This window comes from Vreelandella venusta (assembly GCF_015689495.1).
Taxonomy (GTDB): Bacteria; Pseudomonadota; Gammaproteobacteria; order Pseudomonadales; family Halomonadaceae; genus Vreelandella; species Vreelandella venusta.
The window spans coordinates 1,137,821-1,156,062 of record NZ_CP065135.1 but is presented as its reverse complement, the minus strand read 5'-3'; the positions used below and the strand labels follow the sequence as shown (position 1 = coordinate 1,156,062).

Genomic DNA, 18,242 nt, shown 5'->3' with positions numbered 1-18,242 from the left:
AACGCTAATACAGCAGAGGAGGCGGATCAACGCGCTCCGTTATACGTCCAGCAGCAAGCGAGCCGGGTCTTCCAGCAGCTCTTTAATAGTAACCAAGAATCGTACCGCATCTTTACCATCAATCATGCGGTGGTCGTAGGACAGCGCCAGATACATCATCGGGCGAATCTCGACCTTACCATTCACAGCCATTGGACGATCCTGGATTTTATGCATACCCAGGATAGCGGTTTGAGGTGGATTGATAATCGGGGTCGACATCAAAGAACCAAAGGTACCGCCGTTAGTGATAGTGAAAGTACCGCCGATCATGTCATCCATGCCCAGCTTACCGTCACGACCACGCTTACCGAAATCAACAATGGTGCGCTCAACGTCGGCAATTTTCATGCTATCGGTATCACGTAGCACCGGTACAACCAGGCCACGATCCGTTGATACCGCAACGCCGATATCTTGATAACCGTGGTAAACGATATCGGTACCATCGATAGAGGCGTTAACATCCGGGAAGCGCTTGAGTGCTTCAGAAGCCGCTTTTACAAAGAAGCCCATAAAGCCCAGTTTAATATCGTGGGTTTTCTGGAACGTCTCTTTGTACTGCGCACGAAGCGCCATGATTTCAGTCATGTCCACTTCGTTATAAGTGGTCAGCATGGCAGCCGTTTGCTGTGCCTGAACCAGACGCTTAGCAATGGTTTGACGCAGACGCGTCATCGGGACGCGCTTCTCAACGCGATCACCTTCCACTGCCGGTGCGGCGGCAGCTGCTTTCGCCGGCGCTGAAGATTTCGCTGCTTTTTTGGCAGACCCATCTTTCACGGCTTTTTGCACGTCTTCTTTCAAGATGCGGCCACCTTTGCCGGTGCCCTCAATCTTGGCGACATCCAGATCATGCTCAGCAACCATCTTGCGTGCTGCCGGCGCGAGGATCTTATCGCCGACCTTCTCATCAGCGCCCTCATCATCGCTACCCGCAGCGCTTGAAGCAGAGGCACTGCTGCTCTCTTCACCGGCGCCACCAGCACCTTCAGTAAAGATGGCCAGCACCGCTTCGGACTCAACCTGGCTGCCTTCTTCGGCCTTAATTTCTGCCAGTGCGCCATCGGCAGGTGCAACAACTTCGAGCACAACTTTGTCGGTTTCGATATCGGCTAACACTTCATCGCGCTTAACCGCTTCACCTACTTTCTTGTGCCATGTTGCCACGGTGCCTTCCTGGATAGACTCAGGGAAGCTTGGGGCTTTTACGTCATGTTGCTTACCACCGCCGTTACCGCCGCTGGCTTTTTTCTCTGCAGACGCTTTAGCGCTAGCACCGTCAGAAGATTTTTCTTCTTTACCGCTAGACGCGCTGCCTTCACCGATTTTGCCTAACACCTGCTCTGACTCAACGGTATCGCCTTCTTCTGCCATCACGTCAGTCAGGGTACCCGCTTCCGGCGCGACGACTTCTAGCACCACTTTGTCGGTTTCGATCTCAACAATCAGCTCGTCACGTTCGACGCTGTCACCCGGCTTTTTATGCCACGCAGCCACAGTGCCTTCGGCAACGGATTCCGGAAAGGTTGGCGCTTTGATATCAGTAGCCATGTCGTTTCCCTTATATGTTCTCTAAACCCGGTGGGCGCTTATAGGTTAAAAGCGTCTTCCACCAGCTGGCGCTGCTGTTCAGTGTGGACGGACATATAGCCCGCTGCCGGTGCGGCAGAGGCAGGACGTCCTGCAAATTTCAAATCACGTCCGAGGCCATCTTTCAGCATATCGGCTACGGCGCGCATGTGGTGCTGACTTGAGTACCAAGCGCCCTGGTTTAGCGGCTCTTCCTGGCACCACACGATGTCTTCCACATTGGCATACGCCTGGAGCACTTCCAAAAGTTCTTCTTTCGGGAAGGGGTAGAGTTGCTCAAGACGAATAATCGCCGTGTCATCACGTTCGTTTTCAGCACGCCAGTTGGCTAGGTCGTAGTACACCTTACCGGCACACATGATAACGCGAGTCACCTTTTCTGCCTCAAGATTCGCCTGATCCGGTAACACCATGTAGAACTTGCCGTGAGCGAGGTCTTCTAGGCTAGATACCGCTTCTTTATGACGCAGTAGCGACTTCGGCGACATGATGACTAGCGGTTTACGTAACGGACGAATGACTTGACGTCGCAGCAGATGGTAAATCTGTGCGGGGGTTGTCGGCACACATACCTGCATGTTGTGTTCGGCACACAGCTGCAAGAAGCGCTCTAACCGCGCGGAGGAGTGCTCTGGCCCCTGGCCTTCATAGCCATGTGGCAACAGCATGGTCAGTCCACACAGCCGCCCCCATTTGGTCTCACCAGAAGAGATAAACTGGTCAACCACGACTTGGGCACCGTTGAAGAAGTCACCAAACTGGGCTTCCCAAATGACTAAGTCACCGGGTGCTGTCGTCGAGTAGCCGTACTCAAAAGCCAGCACAGCCTCTTCCGATAAGAAAGAGTCGTGAATGGTAAAGCGCGGTTGACCGTCTGACATATTCTGCAGCGGAACGTACGTCGAACCATCTTTCTGGTTATGAATAACCGCATGACGGTGAGAGAACGTTCCACGACCAACATCCTGACCGGTAATACGAATCGGATGCCCCTGATCAAGCAGCGTGGCATACGCTAGCGTTTCAGCGAAGCCCCAGTTAAGCCCCATGCCGCCCGCCTGCATTTTGCGACGGTCTTCATAGATTTTAGCGACTTGGCGCTGTACTGCGACGCCATCAGGAATCTCGCACATTCTCGCGGCCAGCTGCTGCAAACGCTTCATATCGAAGGTAGTGTCTGCATCACCGGTCCACTCATGCCCCAGATAGGGAGCCCAATCCACAAATAGTGATGTATTAGGCTCCTGCACCAAGGCATTGGCTACGTGATTGCCTGCCACAAGATCATCGCGGTAGGTTTCAACCATTGCCTTAGCGTCTTCTTCGGACAATACGCCCTGCTCAACCAGACGCTTTGCATAGAGTGAACGCGAAGAAGGGTGATCTTTAATCTTGGCATACATCATCGGTTGGGTACCCGATGGCTCGTCGGCCTCGTTGTGGCCGCGGCGACGGTAGCACACCAGATCAATAACAACGTCTTTCTTAAACTGTTGACGGTAATCCAATGCCACTTGAGTCGCATGGATAACCGCATCAGGATCATCGCCGTTAACATGGAAAATCGGCGCCTGAACCATCTTAGCAATGTCAGTACAGTATTCGGTGGATCGCGCGTCCAAGGGGTTCGAGGTCGTAAAGCCCACTTGGTTGTTAATCACGATGTGTACTGTGCCACCGGTTTTGTAGGCACGGGTTTGAGACATCTGGAATGTCTCCATCACCACGCCCTGACCAGCAAACGCTGCATCACCATGAACGTTGATTGGCAGTACTTTACTGCCCTCTTCATCATTGCGGCGATCTTGGCGTGCGCGTACTGAGCCTTCTACTACTGGCGCGACAATTTCCAAATGCGACGGGTTAAACGACATTGCCAAGTGAACTTCGCCACCTGGCGACATGACGTTAGAGCTGAAGCCTTGGTGATACTTCACATCACCAGAACCACGCTCGATCACCTTTTTACCGTCGAACTCGTCGATCAATTCAGCGGGGTTTTTCCCCAGAATATTAACCAACAGGTTCAAACGGCCACGGTGAGCCATGCCAATAACAACTTCTTTAGTGCCATAGCCGCCGGAGCGCTGAATCAACTCGTCCATCATCGGGACAAATGACTCACCACCTTCAAGACCGAAGCGTTTGGTACCTGGATATTTAGACGCTAAATAATTTTCCAAACCTTCGGCAGCGGTGAGGCGCTCAAGCACATGCTTACGCACATCGTCGCTGAATTTCGGCGCACTGCGCACCGATTCAAAACGCCGTTGCAACCAACGTTTCTCTTCGGTATCGACAATGTGCATGATCTCGCAACCGATAGAGCGACAATAGGTCTGCTCCAGCGCATCAACAATGTCACGCAGCGGCGCTTTATCAATACCTAGAAAAAACGAACCGGTCTGGAACTCGGTGTCAAGATCAGCTTTGGAAAGCTGATGAAATGACAGATCGAGATCTGGGACGGGGGTGGGATTACGCAGCCCTAGCGGGTCGATATTGGCCTTCTGATGGCCACGAAAGCGGTAGGCGTTAATCAGCTGCAGGACCTTCACCTGCTTTTTATTCTCACCGCCATCGGAGGCGGCGGCTACTCTGCCTGGGCGACTTTCACGACCCAGTTGGTAGAACTGATCACGAGTGGGGCTTAGTGGAACATCGTGGGAGGCACTGCCCTCAGAACGAGGCAACTGATCAAAATAGCTGCGCCATTCATCTGAGACAGAATCAGGATCGGCGAGGTACTGCTCATAAAGCGCTTCCACGTAGTGGACATTGCCACCACTAACGTGAGAGGAACGCCACATCAACTCCATTATGCCTTGTTGCATCTCTCGGTCACCCTGCACTGATGGGGTGGTATCGGTATCGCTGCAATCGCGCAACGACATCGCTATTGCCCTGCCGGCGGGGCGGGACATATGCCGGCGGCGCCGACCGGAGGTCGGAAGCCCTATTCATACTAGCTGTAAGTACTACATTTTCACTGCATACCACTTCAGTACGCTCTATCTCACTGCGCACTATTATACCTTCGTCTACTTACTACGTTAATACAAAGGCTTCTTTTATCTAGTCATGCTCAATCAGTTCATGCTCAAAAGCCGGTACTTGCGGCACCGGCTTTTAAACTTGACTGGTTAAGTGGTGCGACGCGTCGCCGCACCACCTAACGCCCCTATGATAACAAGCGAAGCGCTACGATTTAAGTGGCTTTATGCAGCAACTTACGTAGCGATCGCATTTTTTTCATAGGATTAGGCGTTTACGTCGCATCAGCCAACAACATTTCACGAATTTTACCAATTGCACGGGTCGGATTTAGTCCTTTTGGACACACCGCAACGCAATTCATAATACCGCGGCAACGGAACACGGAGAACGGATCTTCCAGACTGGTAAGGCGCTCGCGAGTCGCTGTGTCACGTGTATCCGCAAGAAAGCGATAAGACTGAAGCAAACCAGCCGGCCCGACAAACTTGTCTGGGTTCCACCAGAACGATGGGCATGACGTAGAGCAGCATGCACAAAGAATACACTCGTACAGGCCATCTAGCTTGTCGCGCTCTTCTGGTGACTGCAGACGCTCAATCGCTGGCGCAGGCTCATCGTTCTGCAAGTACGGCTGAATGCGCTCGTACTGCTTATAGAACAGCCCCATATCCACAACCATATCGCGGATAACCGGCAGACCCGGCAACGGGCGCAAGGTCAGTTTATTGCCTTTAACGACATCTGACAGCGGCGTAATACATGCCAAGCCGTTTTTACCGTTCATGTTCATGCCATCGGAACCGCATACGCCCTCGCGGCAGCTGCGACGGTACGCAAGACCACTATCCTGCTCTTTCATCAGATGCAGAACATCCAATACCATCAGATCACGGCCTTTGGTATCGACCTGGAACTCCTGCATATAAGGCGCGGAGTCGGTTTCCGGATTGTAGCGGTATACGGATACCTGAAGGTTAGACATGGTGACTCCCTCTCGTCAGTGCAGAGATTAGTAGGTGCGAACCTTAGGCTCGAATGTATCAACAGTTTTCGGCTTGAAGTTGACGTCGCGCTTCTTCAGCTCTTTCGTGGCCGGGAAGTAAAGCGAGTGCTTCAGCCAGTTGACATCATCACGGTCAGGATAGTCGTAGCGCGAGTGCGCACCACGGCTCTCTTTACGCTCAAGGGCAGCAATCGCCGTTGCTTCTGCCACTTCCATTAGGTTATCAAGCTCTAAAGCTTCAACACGCGCCGTGTTGAAAGCATTGGACTTGTCAGGCAGGTGCGCATTAGCAATACGGCTGCGCAGATCGGCCAGCTTTTTGACACCTTCCTGCATATTCTTCTCTTCGCGGAATACACCGAAAGAGGTCTGCATGATGTCTTGAAGCTCAGCTTTAAGCTCAGGAATGCTCTCACCACCTTCCGATTCATTCCAGCGCGTAATACGTTTCATCGCTGATTCGATATCAGATTCAGAAGCATCCAGGTAATCAACACCTTCGTTCAGCGCGCCTTCAATAAACATACCCGCTGCACGACCGAAGACCACCAGATCCAGCAGCGAGTTACCGCCCAAGCGGTTAGCACCATGAACCGATACACACGCCGCTTCACCACAGGCAAACAAACCGTTAACGATATGATCGTTGCCGCTTTCGTCCTGGGTAATTGCCTGACCATGAATATTGGTCGGAATACCGCCCATCATATAGTGGCAAGTCGGCACGACAGGAATCGGATCTTTAGCAGGGTCAACGTGAGCAAACGTTTTCGATAGCTCAACGATACCCGGCAGGCGCTTACCAAGAACTTCTTCACCCAAGTGATCAAGCTTCAAGAAAACGTGATCGCCCTTCTCACCACAACCACGACCTTCCAGAATTTCCATGACCATTGAGCGAGCAACAACGTCACGGCCTGCCAAATCTTTGGCGTTCGGCGCATAACGCTCCATGAAGCGCTCACCATCTTTATTGATCAGGTAACCACCTTCACCACGGCAACCTTCAGTGACCAGCGTACCCGCACCATAAATACCGGTCGGGTGGAACTGCCACATTTCCATGTCCTGCATCGGGAAGCCAGCACGTAACGCCATGCCAATACCATCGCCAGTATTGATCAAGGCATTAGTAGTAGAGGCGTAGATACGACCTGCCCCCCCCGTGGCCAGAACAGTCGCTTTCGATTTAACGTGGACAACTTCGCCAGTTTCGATGCACATGGCGATACAGCCAACCACATCACCGTTGCTGTTTTTCACCAGATCTACCGCGTACCACTCATTCAAGAACGTGGTGTTGTTCTTGAGGTTGTTTTGGTAAAGCGTGTGAAGCAGTGCGTGGCCAGTACGGTCAGCGGCTGCGCAGGTACGTGCCGCCTGACCGCCTTCGCCGAAGTTTTTCGACTGACCACCAAATGGACGCTGATAAATACGACCATTATCAAAGCGCGAGAACGGCAGCCCCATGTGCTCAAGTTCAAACACCGCTTTCGGGCCTTCTGAACACATGTACTCAGCTGCGTCCTGGTCGGCAATGTAGTCGCCGCCCTTAACAGTGTCGTACATGTGCCAGCGCCAGTCATCGTTCGGATCTGACGATGCAATGGCACAAGTAATACCACCCTGGGCAGAAACCGTGTGAGAGCGTGTCGGGAACACTTTGGACAGTACGGCTGTCTTTTTACCAGATTTGGCAAGCTCTAAAGCAGCACGCAAGCCAGAGCCACCGCCACCGATGATAATGGCGTCAAATGTCAGGCTACGAAGGTTAGACATGTATCAAGCTCCCCACAGAATTTGAATGCCCCACACCAGATATACGAAGATGGCCAGAATAATCAGAGTCTGGGCACCCACGCGCAGGCGAGTGGACTTGAGATAATCGGTGGTGACCGTCCACAAACCGATCCAGGCGTGCGCTGCAATGGAAACAAATGCGAGCAGCGAGAAAATACGCATCCAAGTTTGATCGAACAGTCCACTCCAAGCGTAGTAATCCAGATTAGGATTGAGCAGCAGGTAGGCGACGATAAAGACGGTATATACAGCCAGGATTACCGCTGAAACGCGCTGCATTAGCCAATCGGATAATCCGCTACGGCCAAAACTTGTGATGTTGGTTACCATACCCAAACTCCTGCCAGGATGATCAGAACGACACTGACGACAACAGTGATTTGTGCTTTTTTCACGCCACCTTCTAGGGTCACGCCGATATCCGCATCCATCAACAGGTGTTTAATGCCTGCTACAAAATGGAATGCCAATGCGGATAACAATCCCCAGGCAATGAACTTGGCGAAAAAGTTATTGGCCAATGCGTTGCTGACGGCATCAAAGCCAGCCGGAGACGATAGTGATTTACCCAGCGCCCAAAAAGCGAAGATCAGGCCAACGAAGAGGATGACACCCGTAATACGGTGTGTAATCGACGTTAGCGCCGGTAGTGGGAAATGTATCGTAGTAAGGTCTAAGTTTACGGGTCGTTTGCTATTCACGGCGTTATACACACTCTCTTGGCCCGCTCTGCGACAGGTCGGGCATGGCCCGAGCGGGCAGTGGTTGCTGGAAGGGGCTCGGCCGTTGCCAAGTCGAGCACGACCTCCTACCTGCCGGTCGCGCGCCGTGGATTATAAGAACCTTCGCCCCTGCTGACAAACCGAACTCAAGCTTAACTCGACTATGGTGCAAGAAAAATGAGGTCAACCTGAGTCGATTTTGCGTTGCAGCATGGTTATAGTGACAGGAGATTGATGGTTTGATAAGTCCGTAAACGTGTCGTCAACCCCCTGACGCCTCTACCACGAACTCCACACTTATCATATACAAAGCTCATCCAATACAACAACAGCTGTACAAGGATACCTAGCGCTTAGGCTAATTGACAAAATGTCGCACACTTCTATAGTAGGCGAGCCTTTTCGCCGGCGCGGTATGCGAAACAACGACATTACGTCCCAAACCGAATTCGAAAGGAGGCCAGCATGGCTGACAGGAAAGCGACATTGACGGTAGACGGTCTAGAAAAATCGATCGAACTACCCATGTATTCCGGCACACTTGGCCCCGACGTCATCGACGTACGCGGCTTAGGTGCTGAAGGCCTGTTTACCTACGATCCCGGCTTCATGGCCACCTCTTCCTGCCAGTCCGCTATCACTTATATTGATGGTGGCAAGGGCGTGCTGCTACACCGCGGCTACCCCATCGACCAACTGGCCAAAGAGTCTAACTTTGTCGAGGTATGCTACACCCTACTGTTCGGTGAGCTGCCTAACGATGAACAGTATGCAGATTTCGAGTCGCGCATTCGTAACCACACCATGGTGCACGACCAGATCAACAATTTCTTCAAAGGGTTCCGCCGCGATGCGCACCCAATGTCTATTCTTTGTGGCGTCGTTGGCGGCCTAGCTGCTTTCTACCATGACCACATGGACATCACCCAAGAAGAAGATCGCGTGATCAGCGCTATTCGCCTCATTGCAAAAATGCCGACCCTGGCCGCAATGTCGCACAAGTATAATGTTGGCCAGCCGTTCAACTACCCCCGCAACGACCTGAGCTATGCAGAAAACTTCCTCTACATGATGTTCAGCAACCCGTGCGAAGAGTACAAAATCAATCCGGTATACGCGAAAGCCATGGATCGCATCTTTATGTTGCACGCGGATCATGAGCAAAACGCTTCGACCTCCACGGTACGCTTAGCAGGCTCAACCGGCGCCAACCCCTTTGCCTGTATCAGCGCCGGTATTGCGGCACTTTGGGGCCCTGCGCACGGCGGCGCCAACGAAGCCGTACTGAATATGCTTGATGAAATTGGCGACGACTCTGAAGAAAACATTCAGCGGTTTGTCGACAAAGCCAAAGACAAAGATGACCCCTTCAAGCTGATGGGCTTTGGCCACCGTGTATATCGCAACTTTGACCCGCGCGCCAAAGTAATGAAAGAGACTTGTGATGAAGTTCTTGCTGAGCTTGGCTTAGCTGACGACCCGCAGCTCAAAATCGCTAAGCGACTGGAGCAAATCGCCCTTGAAGATGAGTACTTCATTGAGCGTAAGCTGTATCCAAACGTCGATTTCTACTCAGGCATCATTCTCAAAGCCATGGGCATACCGACCAATATGTTTACCGTTATTTTCGCGGTATCCCGCACCATTGGCTGGATCTCTCACTGGCATGAAATGCTCAGCGAAAGCTACAAAATTGGCCGCCCGCGCCAGCTGTATATTGGCCACGACATGCGCGATTATCCTAAAAAATAACGCCACGCTAACAGCGTAGCGTCACTAGGATAATAAAAGGCCACCCACGGGTGGCCTTTTGCTTATCGTAAATTCTTTTTTATTACTCTACACAAAATATTCCACACCCCTAACACTCACCACACACCCACAAGGTGCTCTATGCGAACCATCACTACTGTTGCTTTTATTGGCCTGGGCGTTATGGGCTACCCTATGGCAGGCCATCTTGCCAAACAAGGCCTCACAACGCGTGTTTACAACCGTACAAGCAGTAAAGCAGATGCCTGGGCAAACGAGTTTGGCGGCACAGCACATGCCACCCCCAAAGAAGCCGCTGACGGCGCTGACTTGGTTTTAATATGCGTAGGTAATGATGACGACGTCAGGCAAGTGACCACCGGTACCGACGGCGTGCTGAGCAGCATGGCAACCGGCACCTATCTCATCGATCACACCACTGCCTCCGCAGACCTTGCCCTGGAGCTCGATATTACCTGTCGCAATCAAGGCGTGGCCTTTTTAGATGCCCCTGTCTCTGGCGGACAGCAAGGAGCCGAAAATGGCGCCCTAACAATTATGTGTGGCGGTGAACAGGCACACTTTGATGCTGTTCACCCCATCCTTAATCACTACGCTCGTGCCGTCACACTAATGGGCGGTGCTAGCAGTGGCCAGCTTACTAAAATGGTCAACCAAATTTGTATTGCTGGCTTAGTGCAAGGTCTTGCCGAAGGCCTCCACTTCGCTGAACAAGCAGGGCTGGATCAACAACAGGTAATTGATGTGGTGTCCAAGGGTGCCGCTGGCTCATGGCAGATGGAAAACCGCCACAAAACGATGATTGCCGATGAGTACAATCACGGCTTTGCAGTAGACTGGATGCGCAAAGATTTAGGCATCTGTTTAGAGCAGGCTCGTCGACTGAGCGCCACACTCCCCATCACCGCCCTGGTTGATCAATTTTATGCTGATGTGCAGCGCATGGATGGCGGACGCTGGGACACTTCGTCGCTTTTGAAGCGCCTACAAAAGCCAGAATAATGCTTGACTTTTAAGCGCCTCGATCTTGAAAAGGGTTTTCCACACTATCTGTGGATAACCCTGTTCACAACCACTACAAAACGTCCCACAATCGCCATGAACAGTGACCCAGCCTTAAATTGATCATTTTTTAACCTAACATAACTTATTGATTTAAATGAAATAATTCTAAATCACTGATTTTTTGAGACAACAACCCAGGGTTGTGCACAACCCCTTTCACAAACTTGCAAAAGTGGACAAGTCAAGCACAAAATCGCCAAAAAACGATCGAAATGGGAATTATTTCAGCCAGCAGCGAGAATAATGGGGACGCAAAAAGCGACAGATGAGTAACCTCATTGCCTTTGGTTAAAATGCGTATTGTGAAGAATATTCACTGACAATAAGTCAGCAAATAAATTCTGAGGAATCAGGAGGTGGCGTCCCATAGGGGGTTCGAACCCCTGTTACCGCCGTGAAAGGGCGGTGTCCTAGACCACTAGACGAATGGGACGTTATTAACCTAAATAGATACGGCCTTGAGACGCTATATTGAAAACCTTGTATTGGAAATTAACAACCAGAGTTTTCGATATTGGTGGAGCCTAGCGGGATCGAACCGCTGACCTCAACACTGCCAGTGTTGCGCTCTCCCAGCTGAGCTAAGGCCCCACATGTCTCGAAGACGGAGCGTATGTTACTGATTACGCCCGTCTTCGTCAAGCCTTTCAAATACTCTTTTCAAATACTCGTATTACAGGCGCCTTTAGAAAGCTCGCTAGTGAAAAGCCCGAAAATCAACTAAGCACCTAGAGATCACGGAACTCTTTTTCAAAGCGTTTGGTTTGCTTTTTCGAAACACCGCCTAGCACCTCAATGGCACTACGGAGTCGTGCTCGCGTCACGTCGGAACCTAAGATCGCCATGGCATCCATTACAGAGGTACTCGAAGCACTGCCCGTAATGGCAATAAAGACAGGCGCGAGGAAAGCCTTCATCTTAATATCAAAATGCTCAGCAAGCAGCTTAACTTCCGCCAAGAGCACTTCCTTTGTCCATGCAGGAACGGCCTCAAAACGCCATACCAAGAATTGTAGCAGCTTAACCAACTCTTCCTTCTCAAGCTTCACGCTATCGAAGTCGTTTTCCGTTAGCACAGGCAGCCCAGAAAAGAAGTGCCCCGCCAGCGGAATGACTTGAGACAGAGTTTCCACACGAGGGCGCACCTGAGGAAGTATTTGCTTCACGTACTCCTCATTGAACGCCCATTCCCGAAGCGCCTGAAGTAGCGCATCGTCATCTAAGTCTTCACGAATATAAACGCCGTTCAACCAGGTCAATTTTTCCAAATCAAACACCGGTCCACCTAACGATACTCGCTGAATATCAAACTCAGCCATCATATCTGACAGGCTAAACTTTTCACGCTCGTCAGGCATCGACCAACCCATACGGCCTAAGTAATTAGTGACCGCCTGAGGCAAGAACCCCATGCGCCGATAATAGTTAATCGACGTTGGGTTTTTGCGCTTGGACAACTTGGACTTATCGGGATTACGCAGCAACGGCATATGGCACAACTGCGGCATTTCCCAGCCGAAGTATTCATAAAGTAGCTGATGCTTAGGCGCTGAATTAATCCACTCTTCACCGCGCAGCACATGGGTAATGTTCATTAGGTGATCATCAACCACGTTGGCCAGATGATAAGTAGGCATGCCATCCGACTTCAGCAGAATTTGAGCATCAACTTGCGCCCATTCAACTTCGATTGTGCCGCGCAACATATCGTTAACCACACAAACGCCGGTGCTCGGCACCTTCATGCGAACGACATAAGGCCAACCTTCCTGCTCACGACGAGCTTGCTCATCTTCGCTCAACGCTAAGTCAACGGGCTTCAAGGCCAAATGCATACCGGCTGCTTTGCGAGCTTCCCGCAGTTCATCCAACTCTTCACTGGTGCGGTAACACTTGAAAGCATGCCCTGCATCCATCAACTGCTGGGCGTACTGAGCGTAGATATCACCTCGCTCGCTTTGCCGATACGGGCCGTGAGGACCGCCAATATCTGGGCCCTCATCCCACTCCAGCCCAAGCCAACGTAACGAATCTAAAATCATCTGTTCTGATTCAGCGGTAGACCGAACCCGATCGGTGTCTTCAATGCGCAGAATGAACTGGCCACCATGCTGACGCGCAAAACAGAGATTAAACAGCGCAATATAGGCAGTACCTACATGCGGATCACCCGTTGGAGAAGGCGCGATACGAGTACGAACGGTCATCAAAATGTCCTTTTGGCAATAGAGCGTCTCGGCATTATACGCACCCTGAAGGCAACCAGCAGTACCTTGCAGGGAACGAGTTTGACTTAAAAGCGTCTGATCAGAGGTTGGAGGCTCATTGATAGGAAGATGCGCGTTAAAGCACAATCGCTTAGTATGGCGCTGCCCCTATGATTCATGTTCATACTCGAAAGCGCCTCGCGATTTTTAGTATGCACTGAGCGCCGCCGATAGGGTGGAAGCACACTCAACGAGCTTGTTTAGCTCATCGATAGGAAAATGAAATGGAATCGCTAGGCTCACGTATAAAGCAACTGCGGCTTCGGGCCAAGCTCAACAAAGCTGCCCTCGCACGCAAAGTAGGCGTATCAGATGTCACCATTTCTTACTGGGAATCCGGTGCTATCAAACAAATCGGCCACGAACGCCTCGTTGCGCTCGCCGACGCCCTTGATTGCTCTTTGGCAACCCTGCTGGAAGGTGACAGCGCTGCTCCTCTGTTAACCCTGACACATACTGGTCCCCTCCCCTGGGAACAGGTTCAGGCAACTATGATGACAGTGCCACACCATCTGCCGCTAAAGATTGATTGGAAAGCTCCCTGCATAATGGCAACCCCCGGCCAAGAAACGGATTTCTCACCGGTGTCAGCAGGCGACTTAGTGCTATTAGGGCCTACCCATGTGTTCCACAAAGCTGGTCATTATCTGATCCAGCAAGAGCAAGGTTATGTTATTGAGCATTTTGCTAAAGCGCCCAGTGACACCACCATACATGCGGTACTGCTAGCACACTGGTCTCCTGCCTAAAGCATCTTTATCTCCCCCCACGTCCTACATTTCTTCAACCACATCCACCTGGTCGCGCGTACGTCTTGGTTCACTGCCCACTAAGAAACTGCGCGAGTAGGTGGCAACCTGCCCTAATCCATGGCGAGTTTGGCTAACCAGCTCGCCAGCCAAGTGCTCTCCTTCACTGCCAATGCGCGCCTGAACCTCTTCTGGCTGCACAGCTGCTTCTGAAAGCTGGACCGTCACAATATATCGCCCATCCGGTAGACCACTGCCAGAACCAAAGGGGCCAGCATTAAATTTCTCGTGCAAAACACGGGTACGCTCCTGCCAGCGCACGCGACTTATCTCTCGTTCAATGGTTACCTGAATAAGAGCGCCGTCCGGCAGGTTGGTTTCGCCGTCTACCATTAAGCGACGATCGGAGCGCAGAGAGGCGCTAGCCGAAATGGCTACAACGAGAGGTTCAACCACCTCCTGTGGCTCGGCGCTTTGTTGTGGGCTAGGCATTTCAACGACTGACTCAGGCGACTCTGGGGGCAAATCCTCCTCCTGACTACCACAGCCAGCCAGCAGCAGCACGCTCACCAACACTAAACGGATACCACCTAGTGTCTTATCCATAGAGACTCCTCAACAACGAAATATCAGCTTACCACTGCCCAGCCCTATTCACATTGAGTTAGACCGCAAAAGAGTAGTTCTTTTGCCTGCCCGCTACCCACCAAAACACCGAGCTTTGAAATAGCAATATTTACCCCCTACCTTTGCCGACGTCCACCTTAACAATTGTGCAACGTCTGCTTTGTACTCAAACCCGCTTTTTGCGTACAATCGCTCGCCAACGACTCCCCCGCTGCAAAGCAATTACCCCAGGCTTATACCGCATCGTATGATGCAAGTGATTGATATGACTAAAGCTAGCCCAGCAGACGCTGCTCGTCTGTTTTCTGTGGCCCCGATGATGGACTGGACAACCCGCGACTACCGCGCGTTTGCACGCACGTTAACCAGGCGGACATTGCTGTATACCGAGATGGTGACCACCGGTGCCATTTTGCACGGGTCGCCCCGTGAGCGCTTTTTAGGCTATAGCGATATAGAGCATCCGATTGCGTTGCAGTTGGGTGGCAGCGATGCGGGAGAGCTGGCCGAGTGTGCAGCTATTGCCGAGGCGTGGGGTTACGACGAGGTCAATCTGAATGTCGGCTGCCCCAGCGACCGGGTGCAGAACAATATGATTGGCGCTTGTTTGATGGGCCACCCTGAAAAAGTGGCGGCGGCAGTGGAAGCTATGCAGGCGGCAGTGTCGATTCCGGTCACGGTGAAGTGCCGCATCGGGATTGACGATCAGGATGAAGATGCTGACTTGGCGCGGTTTATTGAGATCGTAGCGAATGCTGGTTGCAACGTCTTTACCGTTCACGCGCGCAAGGCGTGGCTACAAGGTTTGTCGCCTAAGCAGAACCGTGATGTACCGCCACTAAACTCCCCCCGGGTACACCGCCTGAAACAGAGCCATCCAGAGCTGCATATCGGTATTAATGGGGGGATCAAAACCCTTGCCGAGTGCAAAGCACAGCTTGAGCACGTAGACAGTGTGATGGTGGGTCGCGAGGCGTATCAGAACCCGTGGCTACTCGCCGGGGTCGATGAGCAGCTGTTTGGTGAAGCAGGGCCTGCGCGCACGCGTTTGGAAGCGGCTAACGCATTTCGACCGTATATTCAGCAGCGGTTAGATGAAGGAGCCAAGCTGAATCATATTACCCGCCATTTGCTGGGGTTATTTCAGGGCTGTCCCGGTGGCAGACGCTTCCGTCGTCACCTGTCTGAGCACGCGCATAAAGAAAACGCGGGCCTGCGCCTTTTCGATGAGGCGCTTAGCTTAGTTCGCGAACCCCAAACAGAGGCCCAGGAAGCACTACAATCCGCGACCTAGCTCGACGGTGGGCGGCATGTTTAGACGACGCCTAGCGGCTTGGGCACGCTAGGCGTAAAACGCCACCATGTGTTTGCGGCCGGACAACAGCTTACCAACGTCGATAGATAGGCAGTCTTTGTGGTACCAGGCCTTGGTTAAATCGAAAGGACTGTGGGTGCGGTATTTTTTGGCATCATCATACACATTAATCTTACTAACCCAATAAATATAAAATTACTAATGTTCCAACCCCAGCTGTTCCTAATGCACCGAGAGTATCTATCAAATCACTTTCAACCATTTTTAATACATTGAAAGTACCATAGCGTTCAAGCAACTTTGAAATACCGTTCGACGTTATACTGAGTATGGCAATAATGATCTCTATTTTTTCTATTCCTATTAACCACAGCAGAGTCGCTAGCAAAGTAATTAAAACAACACTGGCTCTAAAGGAAAGCCATTTAGCAGAACTTATAGATGCATTGACACCACCTATCAAGCCCTCCTCTGTTGTCATTTTTGTAGGTAGAAACCGTCCCCAAAAACCTTGGTTAGAGTCCAACAGATGCGATAAAACCATGTGCACACACCAGAATAGTTGAGCAGAGTGAAAAACAGCTTGCCATGTAATACTTAACGATCAGTTAAACATTCATTAATTGACGCGGCTCTGGCACAGTTGGCTAATATCTTCTGCCTGCTGATAAACGTCCGTTGTTATGTCAAGCAAACCCAGTACGCTGTGAAATAAGTTATCGTGCGAGGCGGCTTGATCAGAGATTTGTCGTAGGCAGTCCGTATCAAGCCCTTGCTGCTGTGAAAATGAGCTGGACAGCCACCAAACCATAGGCACATGCGTCTGTTCGTCGGGGGCAATGGCGTAGGGAATACCGTGCAAATAAAGCCCTTTTTCGCCCAGTGATTCACCATGATCAGAGAGATAGACCATCGCTGTTGCGTATTCATCCTGATGCTTTAGCGTCTCAATCACCTGATCCAACACAGTGTCGGTATATAGAATGGCATTGTCGTAGCTGTTGGTAATGGCATCTCTTGAACACTTGGCTAAATCAGCGGTAGTACAAGCGGGAACAAAACGTTCGTAGCCATCAGGATAGCGTTGGTAATAGCTGGGGCCATGGTTGCCTAGCTGGTGCAACACGACCACCTGATCAGTTGAGGTACCACTAATTTGCGTGGTTAAAGCTTGAACCAGTGCCTCATCCAAGCATCGCCCATCTTGGCACAAAGACGCATAGTCCTCTGGCGCAAGCGCTTTTGTCGTCACTCCCTCGCAGACGCCTTTACAACCTGACTGGTTATCAAGCCAGGTGACCTCTAAACCGGCGTGGGCTAATACGTCCAGCAACGATTCATGCTGCTGTGCATAAGATTTAGTGTAATCGGCACGCCCCGGTAGTGAAAACATGCAGGGTAATGAGACTGCTGTGCTTGTACCGCATGAGGAAACATCTGAAAAATTGATAACGTCAGGCTGCTGGGCAAGTTTAGGTGTGGTTTGGCGTTCATAACCATTTAACCCCCAGTTCGACGCCCGTACCGTTTCGCCCACCACAATGACGAGTAATGTAGGTTTGTCGCCCACTTGCGAACTGATACGGGCGTCCTCCCCCACAGGAGAACGCACCATATTCGCGGTAGCGTGCTGGCTGGAAAGAGCCTGCGCCATCGAAACAATATAATTACCTGGGGTCACCAAGTAGCGAAGCTCTTTATTGTTGCGCATAAGTGACGATAATTCTTGATAAGATAAGAAGATCGCCAACAGCAATATAGCAGTGCTGGCAAGACAATAAGCCAAGCGACGCAATATTGCTTTCTGCCAAGTTGAAGGTGTTATTTTAACTCGCCAAATCATGACGGTAGGCAAACCAAAAAAGATCGCCAAATGAATCAGCAAACCAACTGTGAGCAGTTCCTGTGCTTCGTTAGTGTCCGTTTGAAGGACATTTTCTAGCATGGAGGTATCAAAATAGGTGCCGTAGTAACTGGTAAAGTAACTGACGAAGGCGGCAATTAGAAATAGCAAGGTTAACAAGGGTTTTACGAGCGTTCGCAAAGCAAGGCTAACGAAGACCAAATAGTTAAGGCAGGTCATCACCAAAAACATATTGGCAAAGGTTAGCCACGTCTTGATGGCAAAAGGATCATAGCCAGCAAAGGCCTGTTGCCAAAAAGGGACATTGTAAAAAACACTGAATATGACAACACTCCATAAGACAAGCAGCTCCGTGCTTAACGTGGGACGATAATGCCAAACGGTGTCAACAACTTTTGAAGGCAATGATAGCAAAGAGGGCATCGAAA

The 18,242-nt window shown here is 51.2% G+C and carries 14 protein-coding genes and 2 tRNA genes; 4 read left to right on the top strand and 12 right to left on the bottom strand.

Annotated features, from left to right (window positions below; translation table 11 throughout):
* Nucleotides 1-39 precede the first annotated feature (39 nt).
* The 6 genes from odhB to sdhC all read right to left on the bottom strand — a co-directional run bounded on the left by odhB (nucleotide 40) and on the right by sdhC (nucleotide 8,133).
* The gene (gene odhB, locus IR195_RS05445) at nucleotides 40-1,593 is read right to left on the bottom strand and encodes a 2-oxoglutarate dehydrogenase complex dihydrolipoyllysine-residue succinyltransferase (RefSeq protein ID WP_146942603.1); all 1,554 of its coding nucleotides are present in this window, start codon (nucleotides 1,591-1,593) and stop codon (nucleotides 40-42) included.
* A 38-nt stretch (nucleotides 1,594-1,631) separates the two neighbouring features.
* On the bottom strand, nucleotides 1,632-4,466 hold the full coding sequence (locus IR195_RS05440; protein WP_125753477.1) for a 2-oxoglutarate dehydrogenase E1 component: 2,835 nt from the start codon (nucleotides 4,464-4,466) through the stop codon (nucleotides 1,632-1,634).
* 434 nt (nucleotides 4,467-4,900) lie between these two features.
* Nucleotides 4,901-5,611, bottom strand: coding sequence for a succinate dehydrogenase iron-sulfur subunit (locus IR195_RS05435; RefSeq protein ID WP_125746479.1), 711 nt, complete (start codon nucleotides 5,609-5,611; stop codon nucleotides 4,901-4,903).
* Between the two features lie 27 nt (nucleotides 5,612-5,638).
* A complete protein-coding gene (gene sdhA / locus IR195_RS05430) occupies nucleotides 5,639-7,411 on the bottom strand; it encodes a succinate dehydrogenase flavoprotein subunit (protein WP_206048978.1) in 1,773 nt (590 codons plus the stop codon).
* A gap of 3 nt (nucleotides 7,412-7,414) precedes the next feature.
* Nucleotides 7,415-7,762: a succinate dehydrogenase, hydrophobic membrane anchor protein gene (sdhD, locus tag IR195_RS05425; RefSeq protein ID WP_038482412.1), complete on the bottom strand. Its 348-nt coding sequence runs from the start codon at nucleotides 7,760-7,762 to the stop codon at nucleotides 7,415-7,417.
* Entirely contained in the window at nucleotides 7,756-8,133 is a 378-nt protein-coding gene (gene sdhC, locus IR195_RS05420) for a succinate dehydrogenase, cytochrome b556 subunit (protein ID WP_171880175.1), read from the bottom strand. Before sdhC ends, sdhD begins: the two co-directional genes overlap by 7 nt.
* A 486-nt stretch (nucleotides 8,134-8,619) precedes the next feature.
* On the opposite strand from sdhC, the gene gltA reads away from it, so the two are divergent.
* Nucleotides 8,620-9,906: a citrate synthase gene (gene gltA, locus IR195_RS05415; protein ID WP_083002030.1), complete on the top strand. Its 1,287-nt coding sequence runs from the start codon at nucleotides 8,620-8,622 to the stop codon at nucleotides 9,904-9,906.
* Nucleotides 9,907-10,047: 141 nt separating this feature from the next.
* Entirely contained in the window at nucleotides 10,048-10,929 is an 882-nt protein-coding gene (locus IR195_RS05410; protein ID WP_206048977.1) for an NAD(P)-dependent oxidoreductase, read from the top strand.
* Between the two features lie 420 nt (nucleotides 10,930-11,349).
* Here IR195_RS05410 and IR195_RS05405 read toward each other — a convergent pair.
* The 3 genes from IR195_RS05405 to gltX all read right to left on the bottom strand — a co-directional run bounded on the left by IR195_RS05405 (nucleotide 11,350) and on the right by gltX (nucleotide 13,199).
* Nucleotides 11,350-11,425 (bottom strand) — tRNA-Glu (locus tag IR195_RS05405).
* An 82-nt stretch (nucleotides 11,426-11,507) separates the two neighbouring features.
* A tRNA-Ala gene (locus IR195_RS05400) sits at nucleotides 11,508-11,583 on the bottom strand.
* A gap of 137 nt (nucleotides 11,584-11,720) precedes the next feature.
* Entirely contained in the window at nucleotides 11,721-13,199 is a 1,479-nt protein-coding gene (gltX, locus tag IR195_RS05395; RefSeq protein ID WP_206048976.1) for a glutamate--tRNA ligase, read from the bottom strand.
* A gap of 284 nt (nucleotides 13,200-13,483) precedes the next feature.
* On the opposite strand from gltX, the gene IR195_RS05390 reads away from it, so the two are divergent.
* The gene (locus tag IR195_RS05390; protein ID WP_038482396.1) at nucleotides 13,484-14,008 is read left to right on the top strand and encodes a helix-turn-helix domain-containing protein; all 525 of its coding nucleotides are present in this window, start codon (nucleotides 13,484-13,486) and stop codon (nucleotides 14,006-14,008) included.
* A 24-nt stretch (nucleotides 14,009-14,032) separates the two neighbouring features.
* On the opposite strand, the gene IR195_RS05385 is transcribed toward IR195_RS05390, so the two are convergent.
* The gene (locus IR195_RS05385) at nucleotides 14,033-14,614 is read right to left on the bottom strand and encodes a hypothetical protein (RefSeq protein WP_146942609.1); all 582 of its coding nucleotides are present in this window, start codon (nucleotides 14,612-14,614) and stop codon (nucleotides 14,033-14,035) included.
* A gap of 286 nt (nucleotides 14,615-14,900) precedes the next feature.
* Between IR195_RS05385 and dusA the strand changes: the two genes are divergently transcribed.
* On the top strand, nucleotides 14,901-15,929 hold the full coding sequence (dusA, locus tag IR195_RS05380; protein ID WP_206048975.1) for a tRNA dihydrouridine(20/20a) synthase DusA: 1,029 nt from the start codon (nucleotides 14,901-14,903) through the stop codon (nucleotides 15,927-15,929).
* 196 nt (nucleotides 15,930-16,125) lie between these two features.
* On the opposite strand, the gene IR195_RS05375 is transcribed toward dusA, so the two are convergent.
* Nucleotides 16,126-16,494: a hypothetical protein gene (locus IR195_RS05375; protein ID WP_206048974.1), complete on the bottom strand. Its 369-nt coding sequence runs from the start codon at nucleotides 16,492-16,494 to the stop codon at nucleotides 16,126-16,128.
* Between the two features lie 75 nt (nucleotides 16,495-16,569).
* Nucleotides 16,570-18,237: a phosphoethanolamine transferase gene (locus tag IR195_RS05370; protein WP_206048973.1), complete on the bottom strand. Its 1,668-nt coding sequence runs from the start codon at nucleotides 18,235-18,237 to the stop codon at nucleotides 16,570-16,572.
* Nucleotides 18,238-18,242: the final 5 nt, after the last annotated feature.